A 16,422-nucleotide genomic window follows, 5' to 3' on the forward strand; every position below is an offset into this window, starting at 1 on the left:
TGTTTTGAGGTGTTGGTGGGAAGCGGGTTTTCCTCTTGGTTCATTCCGCTTCCCCTGTAACAGAGCTAAAAAAACCTCCCGAAGGAGGTTTTTGGGATAGCGAGTAATTAGCCAAGTAGTGACATTGCCATGCTAGGCATTTGCTTACTTGTAGCTAGCATTTGTGTACCAGCTTGCATTAGCATCTGTTGCTTAGTCATGTTTGCAGATTCAACCGCGTAGTCTGCGTCAGTGATACGACCTTTTGCCGCTGCCGTGTTCTCTGAGACGTTTTGTAGGTTACTGATGGTGTGCTCTAGGCGGTTGATTTTTGCACCGAACTGAGAGCGAGTTCCACTAATAACATCAAGAACACCTTTGATAGAGTCCATTTCAGTACTAGCGCCAGCGGCTAAAGTTGCTGCAGCTGTAGTAGTAGTTGTTCCACCTGATGTTGTACCCGCAGTAGCAGTAAAGAAATTAGCGATATCTGCGAGGCCATCAGTAACGTTGACGTCGAGAGTTTCATTAGAAGACGCACCTATTTGAAAGCTAATACCTGTAGTACCGCCGTTCACGTCAAAACCACCAGCGTTGAAGAGTTTTTGGCCAGAACCATATGATGTCTCTTCTAGGATACGCTTGCCTTCAGCTACTAGCTCTGCATATTCAGCATCCATTGCCGCAATTTCACTGGTACCGTTAGTACCATTCGCTGCTTGTGTGGCTAGGTCGCTCATTCTATACGCGATGTTAGTTAGCTCTTCTAGTGCGCCTTCACCAGTTTGCATCATTGAGATAGCATCTTGAGAGTTACGCATTGCAACAGACATACCGCGAGTTTGCGCTTCTAGCTTGTTAGCAATCGTCAGGCCTGCTGCATCGTCAGCTGCTGAGTTAATGCGAAGACCAGTACTTAGACGCTCCATTGCTGTGCCTAGCAAATCGCTTGATTTATTTAGGTTGCCTTGAGTAACTAGTGCTGTGTAATTAGTGTGCATTGATAGAGCCATGAGACTTCTCCTTGAATGATGTCAATTTGGGACCATAGCCCCGCTCACTAACTAGAGGCGGTTGGTTGATTTTGAAAATTAATTGGAAATAAGAAAAAAAGCTAAGAAATTGAAAAGTAGCGATAAAACTGTGAGGTTGGTTCCGGGTTTTGGGGCTAGAGCCTAGAATCTAGGCTCTATAGCGGAAGAATGGAGGGATTTATTCTTCTACCTGTCTGACGATGGCTTCAATTTCTTCATCGACAAACTCTGTCTTTGCCGACTGATACATATTGTCGATACTGGCATCAAGCAGCGCTTGCTGTTGGTCGCGTTCGGCTTGTTCTTGTGCGAGTTGGTTTTGAGCTTCGATTTGTTGATCGGCAAACTGCTCGGCCTTGGCGCGCTCGCGCTGTTTTTTACGCATTTCTGCTTTTGGGTCTTCAAAACCTTTGAAATGCACTGGAATTGGCACGTCAGATACGTAACCAAAATAGAACTTAGCGCCAAGCATCTTATATTGCGACAAGGTATTTTGGCTGGTGACGCGACCGGCCACTAAGGTCGCTTTACGACGCTTGATATAGCGGATCACTGGTAGTAGCGCGCGCTTTTCGTCTTGGCTGTCGAGTGAGTTAGAAATTTTAATCATCTGTGGGTCAAATGGCGTCAGGTATTCTAAATCACTGATTGGTAGATGCACGTCAAAACAAACTTTGTGGAAGCGATCTTCAAGTCGCTCCAGCATGGCCTTAGTGGCGGGGTTGCTGGCCTCACCTGGTGTGAGGTATAGGCTCGGGATCAACATCGACATAGGCTGCTTGAAGTGTTGGCCTAACTGGTCGATAAAGTGTTTGCCTTCTGGGCGCAGCAAGGTGCAGGCGTTCATGGAAAACACGAGGTTGTTGAGTAGATCTGGATGAAAGGTCTCTAGCTCAAATTGGGTTTGCCTAACTGCCAGATATAAGGCGAACAGGTCGAGCGCTGCTCGCACCGTATCGGATATATCGAGTGCAAATACGCTGTGATCTTTCTTGTCACCATAACGCAAGGTGATGTACTGATACTCTATCTCGTCACTGCGGCAATACCGAATAGGCTGGCACGCATGACACACCTCATCGGCGGCCATGAGCTCGGCAAGCTTATGATCGTCATCTGTGACCGCATTGTCCTCTATCATGCGCAGCACAAAGAGGAACTGGGCCCTATAGCTACTTAAATTATCCAAGGTTTCCTACCACGTTGATTTGTTTGCTTTCAGGGATTTCGTTGTATGACAACACGGCCAATCCCTGGGAGAAGGTGCGGGCATAGCGCGCAATCAGCGGCCTTAGCTGCGGCATCACCAAGAGTATTGGTGCCAATCCTTGCTGCTTTAGCTGCTGTTGTATCAGAGGCAGATTCTGTTGGAACTGACTCAAAATATTCGGTTCAATCGGGAAGCTATCCAGAATCACATTACCATTCGCTTGAGCTTGATGCAGTGACTGCATAAGCATTTGTTCTAACTCATCGGAAAGCGCGTAAACGTTGAGCTCTTTGCGCTGGCCTGCGACGAGGTTAACCAGAGTGCGGCGCAATGCACAGCGCACGTCCGAGGCAAGCAAGATCGGCTCTTTGGTATTTTCTGCCGACTCCAACATAGTATTGGCAATGGTGCGAATGTCTTTTAGTGGTACCTGATCGAGCAGCAGTTGCCTGTACACCTTTAACTGCTGTGCTGGGTTTAAAGCTGCACCAAGAGCTTCTGCAAGCTTGGGCGCTTGTTGGGTTAAACGCAGGTTCATTGCGTCAACATCGTCGTGGGTAAATAGCTCCGCAAGATGGGATTTCATCACTTTGCTGATGTGGGTGGCAATCACGGTAGCGTCGTCCACCACTTGATAACCCATGTTGAGCGCTTTGGCTTTGTCGTTGTGCTCAATCCAAACTGCAGGCAGATGATAAGCAGGATCGCTACCCAAGATACCGTCGACTTCGCCATAGGTTTCGCCCACAGCAATCGCCATGAGGCGGTCTGGCTCGATAAAGCCTTCTTCGATGATCTCACCGTTAAGTGCAACGGTGTACTGGTTGGGTTTTAAGCTTAGATTGTCGCGAATGCGCACTTCTGGCAGCAAAAAGCCCACTTGCTCTGAAAGGTTCTTCCGTACTCCGCGAATACGCTGCAGTACCGGTGCGCCTTGCTCTTTATTCACCAAATGCACCAAACGATACCCAAGCGCGAGCGACAAACTTTGCACATGGGGAATATCATCCCAAGAGAGTGGAAGCTCGTTGTCGTTTTGCATCGCATGGCTAATGGCTTCGACTTCATCAAGCTGCGGATCATCATTGGGCGCTTTCGATTGCTTCCAGCCCGCAAAGGCTAAAACGGCGGAAAAGGTAAAGAAGGCCAAGTGTGGCATGCCTGGCACTAGACCAATAATCAACATGATCGCCGAAACGGTGTACAGCGTGGCTGGTGTTGCCAACAGCTGCTTTTGCATGGTGTCAGCCATATCGCTGTCGCTGTCATTAATGCGCGTCACAATAATGGCAGCAGCGGTCGCAAGCAGTAGCGATGGAATCTGAGCTACCAAGCCATCACCGATGGTCAGTAGGGCGTAGGTTTTAAACGCTTCCGATGCAGGCAGTCCGTGCTCAAACACACCAATGCTGATACCACCAATGATGTTGATGAACAGGATCATCAAACCGGCTACCGCATCGCCGCGCACAAACTTGGATGCACCATCCATCGAGCCATGGAAGTCCGCTTCGTTGGCGACTTCTTTACGCCTCGTGCGTGCGGACTCTTGGTCGATAAGACCCGCATTCAAGTCTGCGTCGATCGCCATTTGCTTACCCGGTAGGGCATCAAGGGTAAAGCGCGCCGATACTTCAGAAATGCGCTCACCACCTTTGGTGATCACCACAAAGTTAATGATCATCAAGATGACGAAAATTACCATACCGACCACATAGTTGCCGCCGATCACCACTTCACCAAACGCTTGAATTACCTTACCCGCAGCATCACCGCCGTTGTGGCCTTCAAGCAACACAACACGTGTCGAGGCCACGTTGAGCGTCAAACGCATCAAGGTCGCGATAAGCAATATGGTTGGGAATATAGAAAAGTCGAGTGGACGCTTCGCGGTGGTACTCACCAAAAGTACCAAAATCGCCAGTACGATGTTGAAGGTAAACAGGGCATCCAGTAGCAAAGGTGGCAATGGCAAAATCACCATGGCCAAAATCATCAGCAATACAATGGGAATGCCAATGTATCCTTTTCCTGAGCGTCTAAGTTGATGAAGACGATTCAACATATGTGTTCCTTTGTTGTTTCGAGCGCGCTAAGCAGGTTAATGCTGCAAGTGCTTAGGGATAGTAAACGACGGTAGCGGCATCGGTTTTTTACCGCTGCCGCGACGAAATGCTTTGAGCTGCATGACGTAAGTCAGTATGTGCGCCACGGCGATATAGAGCTGGCTGGGTATGGCTTGCTCTATCGCAGTGGTATGGTAAATGGCACGAGTGAGTGGCGGTGAGTTAAGTACCTCCACATTGTTTTCTCTGGCAATGCGCTGAATGTGCATTGCGGTTTCATCGATGCCTTTGGCGACCACAAATGGCGCTTCTGATAAATCATTGTCGTATTTGAGAGCGACCGCGTAGTGAGTCGGGTTGGTGATCACCACATCGGCTTTCGGTACCGCTTGGTCGATTTTGCGACGAGCGAACTGTTGCTGGATTTGGCGAATACGCTGTTTGACCTCTGGTCGACCTTCGTTGTTCTTATATTCTTCTTTGAGCTCTTGTTTGGTCATTTTGAGCTGCTTTAGGTGCTCGTAACGCTGGTAGGGAATATCAATTACCCCAAAAATCAGCAGGGCTACGCCCATCAGGAGCAAGCCTTCAAACAAGATAGTCATGACTAGGGTAATGCCCTGATTTAACGTCAGCTTTTGCATCCCAAGCAGCTGCGAAAAATTGCTGTCGAGATAGGTATAAAGCAGGGCAAAAATCACCGCGACTTTGAGTGAGGATTTAATGAGCTCAACCACTGAGCGCGAAGAGAACATGCGCTTGATGCCTGACAGTGGGTTGAGCTTACTCAGCTTTGGCTGAATATTGGCTGGTCGAAACATCCAGCCGCCCAAAATCAAACTGCTGCCAACGGAGGCAATGATGATGACGGCAAACAGCGGTAGCAACAGCTCAATGATGATCGCCAGACTTTGTCCAAGCTGCTCGAGCATTTGTTGTGGGTTTTCTAAATCGTGGCGTGTTAGCGACATATTGAAGTGAAACACCCCAGAGATGTGCTCCCAAATCCAAGGCAGTTGGCTGTAGAAAAACATCGCCACAATCAAAAATAGCACCGCAGTGGTGAACTCTTTGGCGCGGGGTATTTGGCCTTCTTGCCTCGCCTTTTTGACTTTCTGGGGCGAGGCTTTCTCGGTTTTGTCCTGGCTCGATTGCTCACTCATGCGCCGCCCACCATAAACAGGTTGAGGTAAGACAGCGTCTTGTGCACCAGCGCGGTATAGCGACTTGGGATACCGCTCACCGTGATCAAAATACTAAATAGACCCAGTAACATGGTCATGGGAAAACCAAGCGCGTAGACGTTCAAACTAGGCGCGGCGCGGTTCATGACACCAAAACTGATGTTGGCAAGCAGCATAGACACAATCGCCGGCAGCGCCAGTGCCAATGCAGATGCGAACATCCAGCCAAACAGCGAGACCAAGCTATCAAGTGAGAACACCGATAATCCGGAACCTACCGGCCAAATGACAAAGCTTTGCACCAGAATGTCGATCACCAGAAGATGGCCTTCGAGCGCCAAAAACAGCAAGGTACATAGAAGCAAAAAGATGCGACCGAGAATGGCGACCGATAGGCCATTGACCGGATCGTTCATGATGGCCATACCGAGACCCATTTGCAGTGACACTATCTGTCCCAGCATGGTGAAGATATTGAAAAATAGGTGCAGGATAAGGCCAAAGAACACGCCCCACATGGCTTGCTCAAAGGCGAGAAACAGCGACGTCATCGAGAATAAGTCGACAGCAGGCATCGCTGGCATCAGTGGTGCGGTGATCACCACTATCGATAGGGCGAGCAGCGCTCGTACCCATACCGGAATTAACGCGTCGCCGAAAAATGGCATGGCCAAAAAAGCAGCCCCAATCCTGAAAAAGGGCCACCATAATTGGCCGAGCCATTGTGAAATTTCGGCGAACGTAATTGGCATCAACCAATCATCCCTGGAATGTTGTGGAACAAGTAGTCGAATAATTCCATCAGCTTTCGAAGCATCCAGTGACCGGCGAAGATCACCATCAGCAAAGTAGCTAAAAGCTTAGGGAGAAAACTTAATGTTTGTTCTTGGATCTGTGTTGCAGCCTGAAACACCGCAATCACTAAACCAACCAAGAGTCCGGGTACCACGAGTACCATCACCATAGTGATGATGAGCCAAACGGCGTTAGAGAACAGCGCGACGGTCATTTCTGGGGTCATAGCGTGTCCTTACCCGGTACTAAAACTGGCAGACAGTGTGCCTACCGTCATCGCCCAGCCATCGACCAATACGAACACCACCAATTTAAATGGCAGTGATACAATCAGCGGCGACAGCATCATCATACCCATGGCCATCAACACGCTGGCCACGACTAAGTCGATGATCAAAAAAGGAATAAACAGCATAAAGCCAATTTGAAACGCGGTTTTTAGCTCACTGATAACAAACGCGGGGAGCACTATCGCAAACGAGATTTCTTCAACATTAGAGTCAACGGGTTCATTGGCAATGCGCAACATTTGTTCAAGCGAGTTGCGCTGGGTCTGCGCCAACATAAAGTGACGAACCGGCTTTTCTGCGGTTGAGAACGCTTGCATCAAAGTGATTTCACCCTGGTCGTAGGGCAAAAACGCATTCTCATACACATCGCTCCAGACAGGTCGCATGATGAGAATACTCAAACACAGGGCAATACCAATCAGCACTCGGTTGGGCGGGCTTTGCTGTAAGCCGAGAGCCTGACGCAAGATGGCCAACACAACAATGATGCGCGTGAAGCTGGTGGCCATCAGCAAGAATGCTGGCAGAAAGCTCAGTGCTGTCATTAGCAGCAAAATTTGCAGCTTAACGCTGTACTCTTGCTCCGACTGACCATCGTTGACGGTCAAAAAAGTCAGTCCATTCTCAGCCCAGGCAGGCTGGCTGCTGACCAATAGCAGCACGCCAATCACAAAGATCGAGGCGAGTGCGCGCCATCTTGACGTAGGAATTGTCTGAGTGCGTAAACTCAACATGCTAGGCTACTTACCCATGGAGGTGAGAGCCGATTCCACCACGTCGATAAGACGTAGACCGTACTTATCATTGACGACCACAACTTCAGCATGTCCCATTAGGGAGCCGTTCACTTTCACATCCAGTGGTTCACCGTTAAGTTTATCTAACTCAATAATGCTGCCTTCTCCTGCAGTCATGAGATCGCCAAGGGCAACCTCTTTGCTGGCGACTTCCAGCGTCACGGTAACAGGAATGTTTTTGAAAAAATCCAGATTGCGTGTCGCGGTGTTCGGCGCGGCAGCAACTGGCGTATCGGTATCGAAATCTTCCAGTTCAAAATCATCGAACTGTAAATCGTTGCTATCGAAAGCCGTCTGATCTAGCGATTCGCTCATCGGTGGGTTTCCTTATCTTCGTTTAAAATCAGTACCAGTTGGCCGTCTTGTTCGGCGACTCGACCCGTAAACAGCGTTTGTTTGCCGATGTTAACTGGGGCGTGGTTAAGTAATTCGATGGGTAGAATGTCGTCTGGCTTGAGATCGAGTACCTGAGTCAGTGGCATGACATTCTTGCTAAGCTGCACATTCAGTTTGACTGGCGTGGTGTGCAGTGCCTGACAAAATTCGCTGGCAAGCTCTGGGTTGGCCGTAAGCTCAAGTTCGCTGACCAAGGTCTGAATCAGATCGCTATCCAACACCATGGTTAGGGGCGCCTGCTTATTTTGCATTTGAATAGTGAGGGTGGCGACAATGCCAATCCCAGTTAGGGTTTCGAGTTCTTGCGTTTGCCAAGTGTCATTTGGGGCAATCCAGTTCGCTACATGTTTGCTAATGCGTTGCAGCAAACGAACATCGCTGTTGGTGAGCTCAGCTTGACTGCGCTCGATGCCTGCACCGTAGAATTCATCGGAGAGTCTCATGAGCATCATAGGCTCAACAGAGACATACAACGCGCCTTGATTGGCGTGCTTTTGCGCTGCGCAGTTGCGGCTATCAAGTAGATTTGCACCTAGCGTACTGAGCTGAATGTCAGTCAGTTCGACATGAATGTTAGGCGTTTTTAACCAAGCTTGAAGCTCATTGGTTAAATATTGCTGTGAGCTATTAATAATCGACTCAAGCTTATTTTTGATGATATGAATAGGCTTGCCTAATAATTCAACATTTAGTGCTTGAACAGAATCTGGTTCGGTTACAATTTGTTCATCCATATTCATCTTAAATCTCTTGACTGATTTACCTGTTGTAAATGACACGCTAATTGGCGTTAACAATGTCATTTTTCGTCAGTCTACTCTGGTTTTTTTAGTTGTTTTTAGCCTTTGAATGTAAATATGTGAACTTGGTTCATATGTTTGTTATCACTTAATAAACCATCTTTAAATATAAAATAAATGCAGGTAGCTTAATCGCATAATAATTATATCTAGGCGTTTAATACGCCAGGTAAATAGCCTACGTACCGCGTAGGCTATCAGTGTCAGAATGAGTAATTTACCTAAATTTATGTTTTATAAGCACTTGGCTGATGGCGTTCAAGCGATGTGGCTTATATGACACTAGGTTTGTATATGTCAGCAACATAAACATTAGATGGGTGGCAATATGAATTCTCGGGCAGGGAAGAATAGGCTCTCTTTATTATTGGCTAGTTTTACTGAGTCAAGGGACTGTAAAATACACTTTCAAACTAAAGTTGTTAATAAATTGTTTGTGCTACTTGTTTCTAGCAGCTTTGTTTTTGGGACTAACCTCGCATTTGGCGCTGACGTTAATATACCTATGGATTTGGTTAATTGGCAGTCCAAAGACGGTGAATTTGAGTGCCAACTTGAACATCAGTTGCCAAATAATATGGGGAAGTTTTACTTCCACGCGGAACCAAATAATCCGCTTTCCGCTGTTCTGTATTTACCTAATAAACCTATTCAACAAGCCGAACTATTTCAGCTGACTGCGCCTTGGCAAACTCCGGCACAACACAGCATGGTCGATAGAGCGGCAAAAACCACCAAGGGCTATGCGATTTTCGATGTTGGTATTGAATCGCTACTCGGTGCAGTGAGCAAAGGTGCTTGGGTTCGAGTCAGTGCCATGTCGGGTGCGCAAACGCACAGTGACGCTTACGTATTGCCATCGACTCGCATTGAGTCTGCGTTTATTCGATTCAACGCCTGCCGGATTGCCTTACCAGAAATGAGCTATCAGCAAGCACGCGACGTGGTGCTGAACTTTGAATTTGGTCAGCGTGTGGTATCGAGCGAACAACGTCGTACCTTGGAATCTCTGGTGAGCTATCTCACTGCCGATCAGAGCGTGTCTAAAGTGTTGGTCGATGGGCATACCGACAACGTAGGCAGTACCACTAGTAATTTACAGATGTCTCGTGTGCGAGCTGATGATGTGGCCAGCACTTTGATGGAGCTTGGCGCACCAAAGTCGCTTATCGAAGTCCGTGCTCATGGAGCTCGTTATCCAGTGAGCACCAACGATACCGAATTTGGCCAAGCGAAAAACCGCCGCGTTACTGTGCGCGTAGTCAGACACGATTCTTCACAATCAGCGTCTTCAATGGATCAGAAGACAGAGGTGCAATAAATGCCAACTCAGCTAATGCATAAGGATATTCTCTTCGTTGAGCCTTGCGACATCAATGCCGCGCCAATAATCGACTTGCTTACAGAGCAGGGCTTTAGTGTGACGCATGTGAAAACAGGCCGTGCGGCACTGCTCCAGGATAAAGCCACCATCAGCTTAATCAGCTCGGCGCTGCCGGACATGAGTGTTCGTGAATGGATCGCTTGTCATCAACGTAAGTCCAATCCGGGTGTAGCGATTGCCATTGTTGAACAAGACCAAGGGATTTTGGCTGCGGAAGCGATGAAAGCGGGTGCGACGGATTACCTATTACGTCCATTTGAAGGCGCGCAGCTGCTTAGTCTTATTCAGCGCGTGGAAGCGCTGGAAAAACCGATGGCTAACATCGTGGCGGAATCATGGCGCAGTAAACAAGTACTACAACTGGCGCATCGTGCCGCTTGTACTAGTGCTAGTGTATTGGTCACTGGAGAGTCGGGTACCGGTAAAGAAGTATTGGCTCGCTATGTTCACGATCAATCTCCGCGCAGCAATCAGCCTTTTGTAGCAGTGAACTGCGCGGCGATCCCAGAATCGATGCTAGAAGCGGTGCTGTTTGGTCACGTTAAAGGTGCCTTTACCGGAGCGACAGGCTCTCAGTCGGGTAAGTTTGAAGAGGCCAACGGAGGCACTATCTTGCTCGATGAAATTGGTGAAATGTCACCAGCTGTACAAGCTAAGTTACTGCGTGTGCTTCAAGAGCGCGAGGTTGAGCGTGTCGGTAGCCACAAAGCGATCGCTTTAGATATTCGTGTGATTGCCGCGACTAACAAAGACCTGCGTGAGGAAGTGCGCAAAGGTCAATTCCGAGAAGATCTCTATTACCGCTTAGATGTGCTGCCACTGCACTGGCCACCACTGCGTGATCGCAAAGAAGACATCTTGCCGATCAGCCAATTCTTCATCAACAAATACAAAGAGCATAGCAATTGCCATTTATCGGCGGATGCCGAGCAAGCGCTGTGTCACTACCACTGGCCAGGTAATATCCGTGAGCTTGAAAATGTCATTCAGCGCGCCTTAGTCATGCGCCACGGCGACTACATTACTGCGCACGATTTGATGCTGCCAGTCGAACTGCCAACGGCGAGCGTCGCTATCCATCAAGGGATGGGAAAACAAGGTATGGGGCATGTGGAAGTGAAAAAGCAGGCCGAGTTCCAGTTTATTCTCGAAAAGTTGCGCCAATTTGGCGGTAACCGCACTAAAACGGCGGATGCGCTTGGGGTAACCACACGTGCACTGCGCTACAAGCTAGCCGCGATGCGCGAGCAAGGAATTGATTTACAGTCAGCCATCGGCTCGGCTGCATAAAGGAGAAATTAGATGGCGATGCAACCTATCAATAATGCCGTATCTGCAGAGCAGTTGATGCTGACCAAGATGCAAGCGATGCAGCAGCAAGTTCAACCGGACTTTATGGTGACCAACAATCCAATGGACACTCAAAAGGTCAATCAACCGTTGGCATTTTCTGGTGCGATGAAAAACGTTTTGGATATGGTCAATGAGCACCAATCGCTAGCGTCGAAGAAAATGACGGCGGTGGAAACGGGTCAAAGTGATGACTTGGTGGGCGCGATGATCGCCAGTCAAAAAGCCAGCTTGTCGTTCTCGGCACTGATGCAGGTTCGCAACAAGGTTGTGGCGTCATTTGAAGATGTCATGAAGATGCCGGTGTAACCTATGTCTGAATTAGCCCCTCAAACGGCGACCATGCCGGGCTCTATTGATGTCGCGCCTAAGTCGGCATCCAAAACAGATGATGTTCAAGCCAGACTGAAAAAACTGTGGTCAAGCTCGCAGCGCAACCTTGTATTGTCTGCTGTGTTGGCAGCGATTGTTGCGGCGATCATTGTCGTCGCGTTATGGAGTTCATCGCAAAGCTATCGTCCGCTGTATAGCCAGCAAGAGCGTTTTGATATTGGCGAAATTGTCTCGGTGTTGGAGTCGGAAGGTATCGCTTATCGTCTTCAAGAGCAAAACGGCCAAGTGCTTGTTGCCGAAGGGCAAGTTGCCAAGATTCGCATGCTACTTGCAGCGAAAGGCGTTAAAGCTCAGTTGCCAACAGGTCTGGACTCTCTTAAGGAAGACAGCTCACTCGGTACCAGCCAATTTATGGAAAACGCGCGCTATCGTCATGGTTTGGAAGGGGAGTTGGTTCGAACTATTATCTCTCTTAATGCCATCTCCAATGCTCGTGTGCATTTAGCCATTCCAAGACAAACCCTGTTTGTGCGCCAGCAAGGTGAAGATCCTTCGGCGTCGGTGATGATTGAGCTAAAACCGGGTGAAGATCTCAAGCCGGATCAAGTGGAAGCGATCATCAATTTGGTGGTGGGCAGTGTCACTGGGATGAAGTCTGAATCGGTATCGGTTATCGACCAATACGGCCGCTTGCTCAGTGCTGATGTTGCTTCGGCGGCAACCGGTAAGGTGAATGCGAAATATCTGGAGTATCAAAAGAACGTTGAGAAGCAGATCATCCAGCGCGCGGCGGACATGTTAACGCCGATTGTCGGGCCAAGTAACTTCCGTGTCCAAGTGGCGGCGGATATGGACTTCAGTCAAGTTGAAGAGACTCAAGAAATTCTCGATTCCAACCCGGTGGTACGTAACGAGCACAGCATTCAGAATAACACGGTTGATAAGATTGCTCTCGGTATCCCTGGCTCTTTGAGTAACCAACCGCCAGTCACGGGTGAAGTGCCAACCAACGACAGTCAAAATACCAACGCACGTAGTGAGCTGAATCGTCAGTATGCGGTCGGTAGTAGCGTTCGTCGCACTCAGTACCAACAAGGTCAAATCGATAAGTTAAGTGTTTCTGTTCTACTTAACGAGACCGCGGCGCCAAATGGCACAGCCTGGACACCGGCAGAGCGTGCACAAATTTCTACCATGATCACCGATGCAGTGGGCATCTCTACCGAGCGTGGCGATAGTTTGAGTTTGATGAGCTTTAATTTCACGCCAATCGAGATTGAAGCGCCGCCAGCGATGCCTTGGTGGCAAGATCCGACGGTTCAGCAGCCACTGCGCTACGTGATTGGCGGCATGCTTGGCATGGCAATGATCTTCTTTGTGCTGCGTCCACTGATCATGCATTTAACCGGTGCAGACAGACGTGGGCATGAACTGGAGTTTGCGGAGCCTCAAGAAGAAGAGTACCAAGAAAACATTCAAACTCGCGAAGAGCGTGAGCGCGAAGAACGTCTCAACCGCAAGCTAACGGAGCGCGGAATTGAGTCGACATCGTCCGGACTTGATGCGAGCAGCGATATGTTGCCACCGCCGGGATCACCGCTTGAACTGCAATTGAAACATCTACAACTTATCGCGACCGAAGAGCCGGAGCGCGTGGCCGAAGTCCTTAAACAATGGGTAAACGTCAATGAAAACAGCACAGTCAACGCCAGCAACGCTTAGTCACGTCGAACGCACGGCATTGGTGCTGCTCGGCATGGGAGAAGATGCCGCCGCACAGGTATTGCGTCACTTCTCTCGTGATGAAACTCAGCGCGTCACTAAAGCCATGGCAAAGCTCAGTGGCATCAAGAGTGACAGTGCGAAAAATGTTATTCAGCACTTCTTTGACGACTTTAGGCAACACAGTGGCATTCGCGGCGCATCAAAAGAGTATCTGTCGAATACGCTGCGCAAAGCTCTGGGTAACGATTTGGCTAAAGGCCTTCTGAATAACCTATACGGCGATGAAATTCGCAACAACATGCAGAGGCTGCAATGGGTTGAAGCTGAAGTACTGGCGCGCTTTGTTGCCAGCGAACACCCACAAATGCAGGCGATTTTCTTAGCTTACTTGCCACCAGAAACCTCATCGCAAGTACTGAACCATTTGCCATCGGACTACCATGATGAGCTGCTGTATCGCATTGCCACATTGCAAGATATTGACCACCAAGTGGTGGGCGATCTGAATGAGCTGATTGAGCGCTGCATCGAGCAAGTCTCGGTGAGTCAAAGTGCGCCTATGTCTGGCGTGAAGCAGGTGGCCGATATCATTAACCGCTTCTCTGGCGACCGCGCGATGTTGATGGAAATGCTCAAGCTGCATGATGAGAAAGTGGTGAGCGAAATTGAAGAGAACATGTTCGACTTTATGGTGCTTGGCAGACAGCGTGAAGACACCATGGATGCCTTGGTACAACAGGTGCCTGTTGAGCTATGGTCTGTCGCACTGAAAGGCGCGGAAATTACCTTGCAGCAAGCGATCAAAGCCTCGATGCCGCAGCGTATGGTCAAAGCGCTAGAAGATGACATGCAACTGCGCGGCGCCGTACCGCTGAGCACGGTGGAGCGTGCCCGCAATGAGATCATGCAAATCATCAAAGAGATGTCGGAAGCTGGTGAGATTGAACTCACTCTGTATCAAGAGCAGACGGTGGAGTAATCATGACGCGCAGCAAAGTATTCACATTGCCAGCAACAGGCTATCGTCAGCACCGCTTTCCGCCTGTTGCCCAGCCTTCTGCCAGTGAAGAACTGGCAGCGGATCTCAACTGGGATGACGCACCGACGCAAATGGATATTCAGCAGCGTCTGGAAGAAGGTTTTCAGCAAGGCCTTGAACGCGGTCATCGCGAAGGGTTTAACCAAGGCGTTGAGCAAGGCAAGCAGCAAGGGATGACCGAAGGCCAAAAAGAAGGCTTTCAGCAAGGCTTTGTCTCAGGTGAGCAAGCCGGTAAGCAGACCTACTTGGACGCCGTCAAACCGGTCAACGATATTTACGTGGCGCTCTCGCGCTGGCAGGAAGAGAAAGAGCAGCAGCAACGGCATGTGATTTGTGAGTTGGTGCAAAAGGTAGCCCAGCAAGTGATTCGTGCTGAACTGACTCTGATGCCACAACAAATTCTTGCCCTAGTCGATGAAACGCTTGAAGCGATGCCGGGTAAATCGGAAAAGGTCACTGTGTTCCTAAACCCTCAAGACCTAGAGCGTATTACCGATATCAATCCAGAACTTGCCGCGGGTTGGAAGCTGGTTGCGAAAGCTGAGCTTCCTGTCGGTGGCTGTCATCTGGTCACCGATGAGGCAGAAGCCGATGCTAGCTGCGACTCGCGCTTAGAGACCTGCATGGATGCCGTAAAAGAGCATCTACTAGATGAAGTGATTGCCAATGACGCTGAGGAACGCGATGTCTAACGTCTCGCCGCTTCTGAACGACCGCTTGCACGATGCGATTGCCTCGCTGAGCACGATTCCCGTAGCGCGAGTGACCGGGCGTTTGGTAAAAGTGAATGGCCTGATGCTACAAGCGGTCGGCTGTCGATTTAAGCTCGAGCAGCGCTGCTTGGTAGAAACTGACGAAGGCGATATGATTGAAGCCCAAGTAGTGGGTTTTGACCACAATATTGCTTATCTTATGCCTGTGCGCAGACTGGGCGGGCTGTTTGCTGGTGCCAAAGTGGTGCCGCTCGATGGTGATAGCTCTGTCAATCTGGGCAATCACTGGTTAGGCCGAGTGGTGAATGGATTGGGTGAAGCGCTTGATGATGGCGTGAAACTCAAAGGCGGCGAGCGAGTGTCGTTAGAGCCGAATCCGATCAACCCACTTAAAAGACGTCCGGTGGATACGCCGCTCGATGTCGGCGTGCGCGCCATTAATGGTTTGCTAACAGTGGGTAAAGGTCAGCGCATCGGTTTGATGGCGGGCAGTGGCGTCGGTAAAAGTGTCCTGATGGGGATGATCACCCAAAACACCGAAGCGGACGTGATTGTGGTTGGACTTATTGGTGAGCGTGGCCGTGAGGTGCGCGAATTTATTGAGCGCAATCTCACCGAAGAGATGCGCCGCAAAGCAATCATCATTGCAGCCCCTGCCGATGAATCGCCGCTAATGCGGTTACGTGCGACCCTTCTTTGCCATCGTGTGGCCGAGTATTTTCGAGACAAAGGCAACGACGTGTTGCTGTTGATGGATTCACTAACCCGCTATGCCATGGCGCAGCGTGAAATCGCCTTAGCATTGGGCGAGCCGCCAGCTTCTCGAGGGTATCCGCCCTCGGTATTCAGTGTCTTGCCACAATTGTTGGAGCGTTCCGGTAACAGTGAGCACCCTGATGGCAGTTTAACCGCTATCTATACTGTGTTGGCAGAGGGTGACGACCAGCAAGATCCTGTGGTCGATTCGGCGCGAGCTATCCTTGATGGCCATGTGGTGCTTTCTCGTCAACTGGCGGAGCAAGGCCACTATCCAGCGATTGATATTAACGCCTCGATAAGCCGCTGTATGTCGGGGTGTACCCCGCAGGCGCATTCGACTATTGCCAATCAATTCAGGCAGCTTTACTCGAGCTACTTGCAGGTCAAAGAGCTTCTGCCCCTTGGCGGTTATCAGCCAGGGCAAGACCCCGAACTTGACCGTGCGGTGGCGATGCATCCTCAGCTCAAAGGCTATTTACTACAAGACGCTAACGAAGCGGTGAACCTTACCAGTAGTTTGACTGAGCTCGCGACGCTGTTTCAGGCTCAGCCGAGTGCTTGATTGGAA

16 protein-coding genes are annotated in these 16,422 nt (G+C 49.6%); 7 read left to right on the plus strand and 9 right to left on the minus strand.

Features of this window, described 5'->3' with window-relative positions:
* Positions 1 to 107 precede the first annotated feature (107 nt).
* The 9 genes from lafA to L4C42_RS19285 form a co-directional block, all read right to left on the minus strand.
* Positions 108 to 992 carry a lateral flagellin LafA gene (gene lafA, locus L4C42_RS19245; RefSeq protein WP_429761627.1) on the minus strand — a complete coding sequence of 295 codons (885 nt, stop codon included), beginning with the start codon at positions 990 to 992 and terminating at the stop codon, positions 108 to 110.
* 199 nt (positions 993 to 1,191) lie between these two features.
* Positions 1,192 to 2,154: a diguanylate phosphodiesterase gene (locus L4C42_RS19250; protein WP_429761628.1), complete on the minus strand. Its 963-nt coding sequence runs from the start codon at positions 2,152 to 2,154 to the stop codon at positions 1,192 to 1,194.
* A gap of 40 nt (positions 2,155 to 2,194) precedes the next feature.
* Positions 2,195 to 4,288 carry a flagellar biosynthesis protein FlhA gene (flhA, locus tag L4C42_RS19255; protein WP_353497398.1) on the minus strand — a complete coding sequence of 698 codons (2,094 nt, stop codon included), beginning with the start codon at positions 4,286 to 4,288 and terminating at the stop codon, positions 2,195 to 2,197.
* A gap of 36 nt (positions 4,289 to 4,324) precedes the next feature.
* On the minus strand, positions 4,325 to 5,452 hold the full coding sequence (gene flhB / locus L4C42_RS19260) for a flagellar biosynthesis protein FlhB (RefSeq protein ID WP_353497397.1): 1,128 nt from the start codon (positions 5,450 to 5,452) through the stop codon (positions 4,325 to 4,327).
* Positions 5,449 to 6,225: a flagellar biosynthetic protein FliR gene (gene fliR / locus L4C42_RS19265; protein ID WP_429761629.1), complete on the minus strand. Its 777-nt coding sequence runs from the start codon at positions 6,223 to 6,225 to the stop codon at positions 5,449 to 5,451. The genes flhB and fliR overlap by 4 nt, the downstream gene beginning before the upstream one ends.
* On the minus strand, positions 6,225 to 6,494 hold the full coding sequence (fliQ, locus tag L4C42_RS19270; protein ID WP_112461405.1) for a flagellar biosynthesis protein FliQ: 270 nt from the start codon (positions 6,492 to 6,494) through the stop codon (positions 6,225 to 6,227). The genes fliR and fliQ overlap by 1 nt, the downstream gene beginning before the upstream one ends.
* Positions 6,495 to 6,503: 9 nt before the next feature.
* The gene (fliP, locus tag L4C42_RS19275; RefSeq protein ID WP_353497395.1) at positions 6,504 to 7,292 is read right to left on the minus strand and encodes a flagellar type III secretion system pore protein FliP; all 789 of its coding nucleotides are present in this window, start codon (positions 7,290 to 7,292) and stop codon (positions 6,504 to 6,506) included.
* A gap of 6 nt (positions 7,293 to 7,298) precedes the next feature.
* Complete coding sequence (gene fliN / locus L4C42_RS19280; RefSeq protein ID WP_353497394.1) at positions 7,299 to 7,670, minus strand: flagellar motor switch protein FliN; 372 nt, start codon at positions 7,668 to 7,670, stop codon at positions 7,299 to 7,301.
* Positions 7,667 to 8,485: a FliM/FliN family flagellar motor switch protein gene (locus L4C42_RS19285; protein ID WP_353497393.1), complete on the minus strand. Its 819-nt coding sequence runs from the start codon at positions 8,483 to 8,485 to the stop codon at positions 7,667 to 7,669. The genes fliN and L4C42_RS19285 overlap by 4 nt, the downstream gene beginning before the upstream one ends.
* A gap of 571 nt (positions 8,486 to 9,056) precedes the next feature.
* Between L4C42_RS19285 and L4C42_RS19290 the strand changes: the two genes are divergently transcribed.
* Genes L4C42_RS19290 through fliI form a run of 7 tightly spaced genes read left to right on the plus strand, consistent with a single transcriptional unit; the run spans position 9,057 to position 16,416 of the window.
* Positions 9,057 to 9,872 (plus strand): MotY family protein, encoded by an 816-nt coding sequence (locus L4C42_RS19290; RefSeq protein ID WP_353497392.1) that lies wholly within the window; start codon positions 9,057 to 9,059, stop codon positions 9,870 to 9,872.
* 15 nt (positions 9,873 to 9,887) lie between these two features.
* Positions 9,888 to 11,225 (plus strand): sigma-54 dependent transcriptional regulator, encoded by a 1,338-nt coding sequence (locus L4C42_RS19295; protein ID WP_418642302.1) that lies wholly within the window; start codon positions 9,888 to 9,890, stop codon positions 11,223 to 11,225.
* A gap of 12 nt (positions 11,226 to 11,237) precedes the next feature.
* Positions 11,238 to 11,594: a flagellar hook-basal body complex protein FliE gene (gene fliE / locus L4C42_RS19300; RefSeq protein WP_042502074.1), complete on the plus strand. Its 357-nt coding sequence runs from the start codon at positions 11,238 to 11,240 to the stop codon at positions 11,592 to 11,594.
* A gap of 3 nt (positions 11,595 to 11,597) precedes the next feature.
* On the plus strand, positions 11,598 to 13,340 hold the full coding sequence (gene fliF, locus L4C42_RS19305) for a flagellar basal-body MS-ring/collar protein FliF (RefSeq protein WP_353497390.1): 1,743 nt from the start codon (positions 11,598 to 11,600) through the stop codon (positions 13,338 to 13,340).
* A complete protein-coding gene (locus tag L4C42_RS19310; RefSeq protein WP_112461401.1) occupies positions 13,306 to 14,322 on the plus strand; it encodes a flagellar motor switch protein FliG in 1,017 nt (338 codons plus the stop codon). The genes fliF and L4C42_RS19310 overlap by 35 nt, the downstream gene beginning before the upstream one ends.
* A gap of 2 nt (positions 14,323 to 14,324) precedes the next feature.
* Entirely contained in the window at positions 14,325 to 15,074 is a 750-nt protein-coding gene (fliH, locus tag L4C42_RS19315) for a flagellar assembly protein FliH (RefSeq protein WP_353497389.1), read from the plus strand.
* Positions 15,067 to 16,416, plus strand: a complete 1,350-nt coding sequence (fliI, locus tag L4C42_RS19320; RefSeq protein ID WP_353497388.1) for a flagellar protein export ATPase FliI — start codon at positions 15,067 to 15,069, stop codon at positions 16,414 to 16,416. The genes fliH and fliI overlap by 8 nt, the downstream gene beginning before the upstream one ends.
* Positions 16,417 to 16,422 lie beyond the last annotated feature (6 nt).

The organism is Vibrio wakamikoensis (genome assembly GCF_050337275.1).
Taxonomy (GTDB): domain Bacteria; phylum Pseudomonadota; class Gammaproteobacteria; order Enterobacterales; family Vibrionaceae; genus Vibrio; species Vibrio chaetopteri.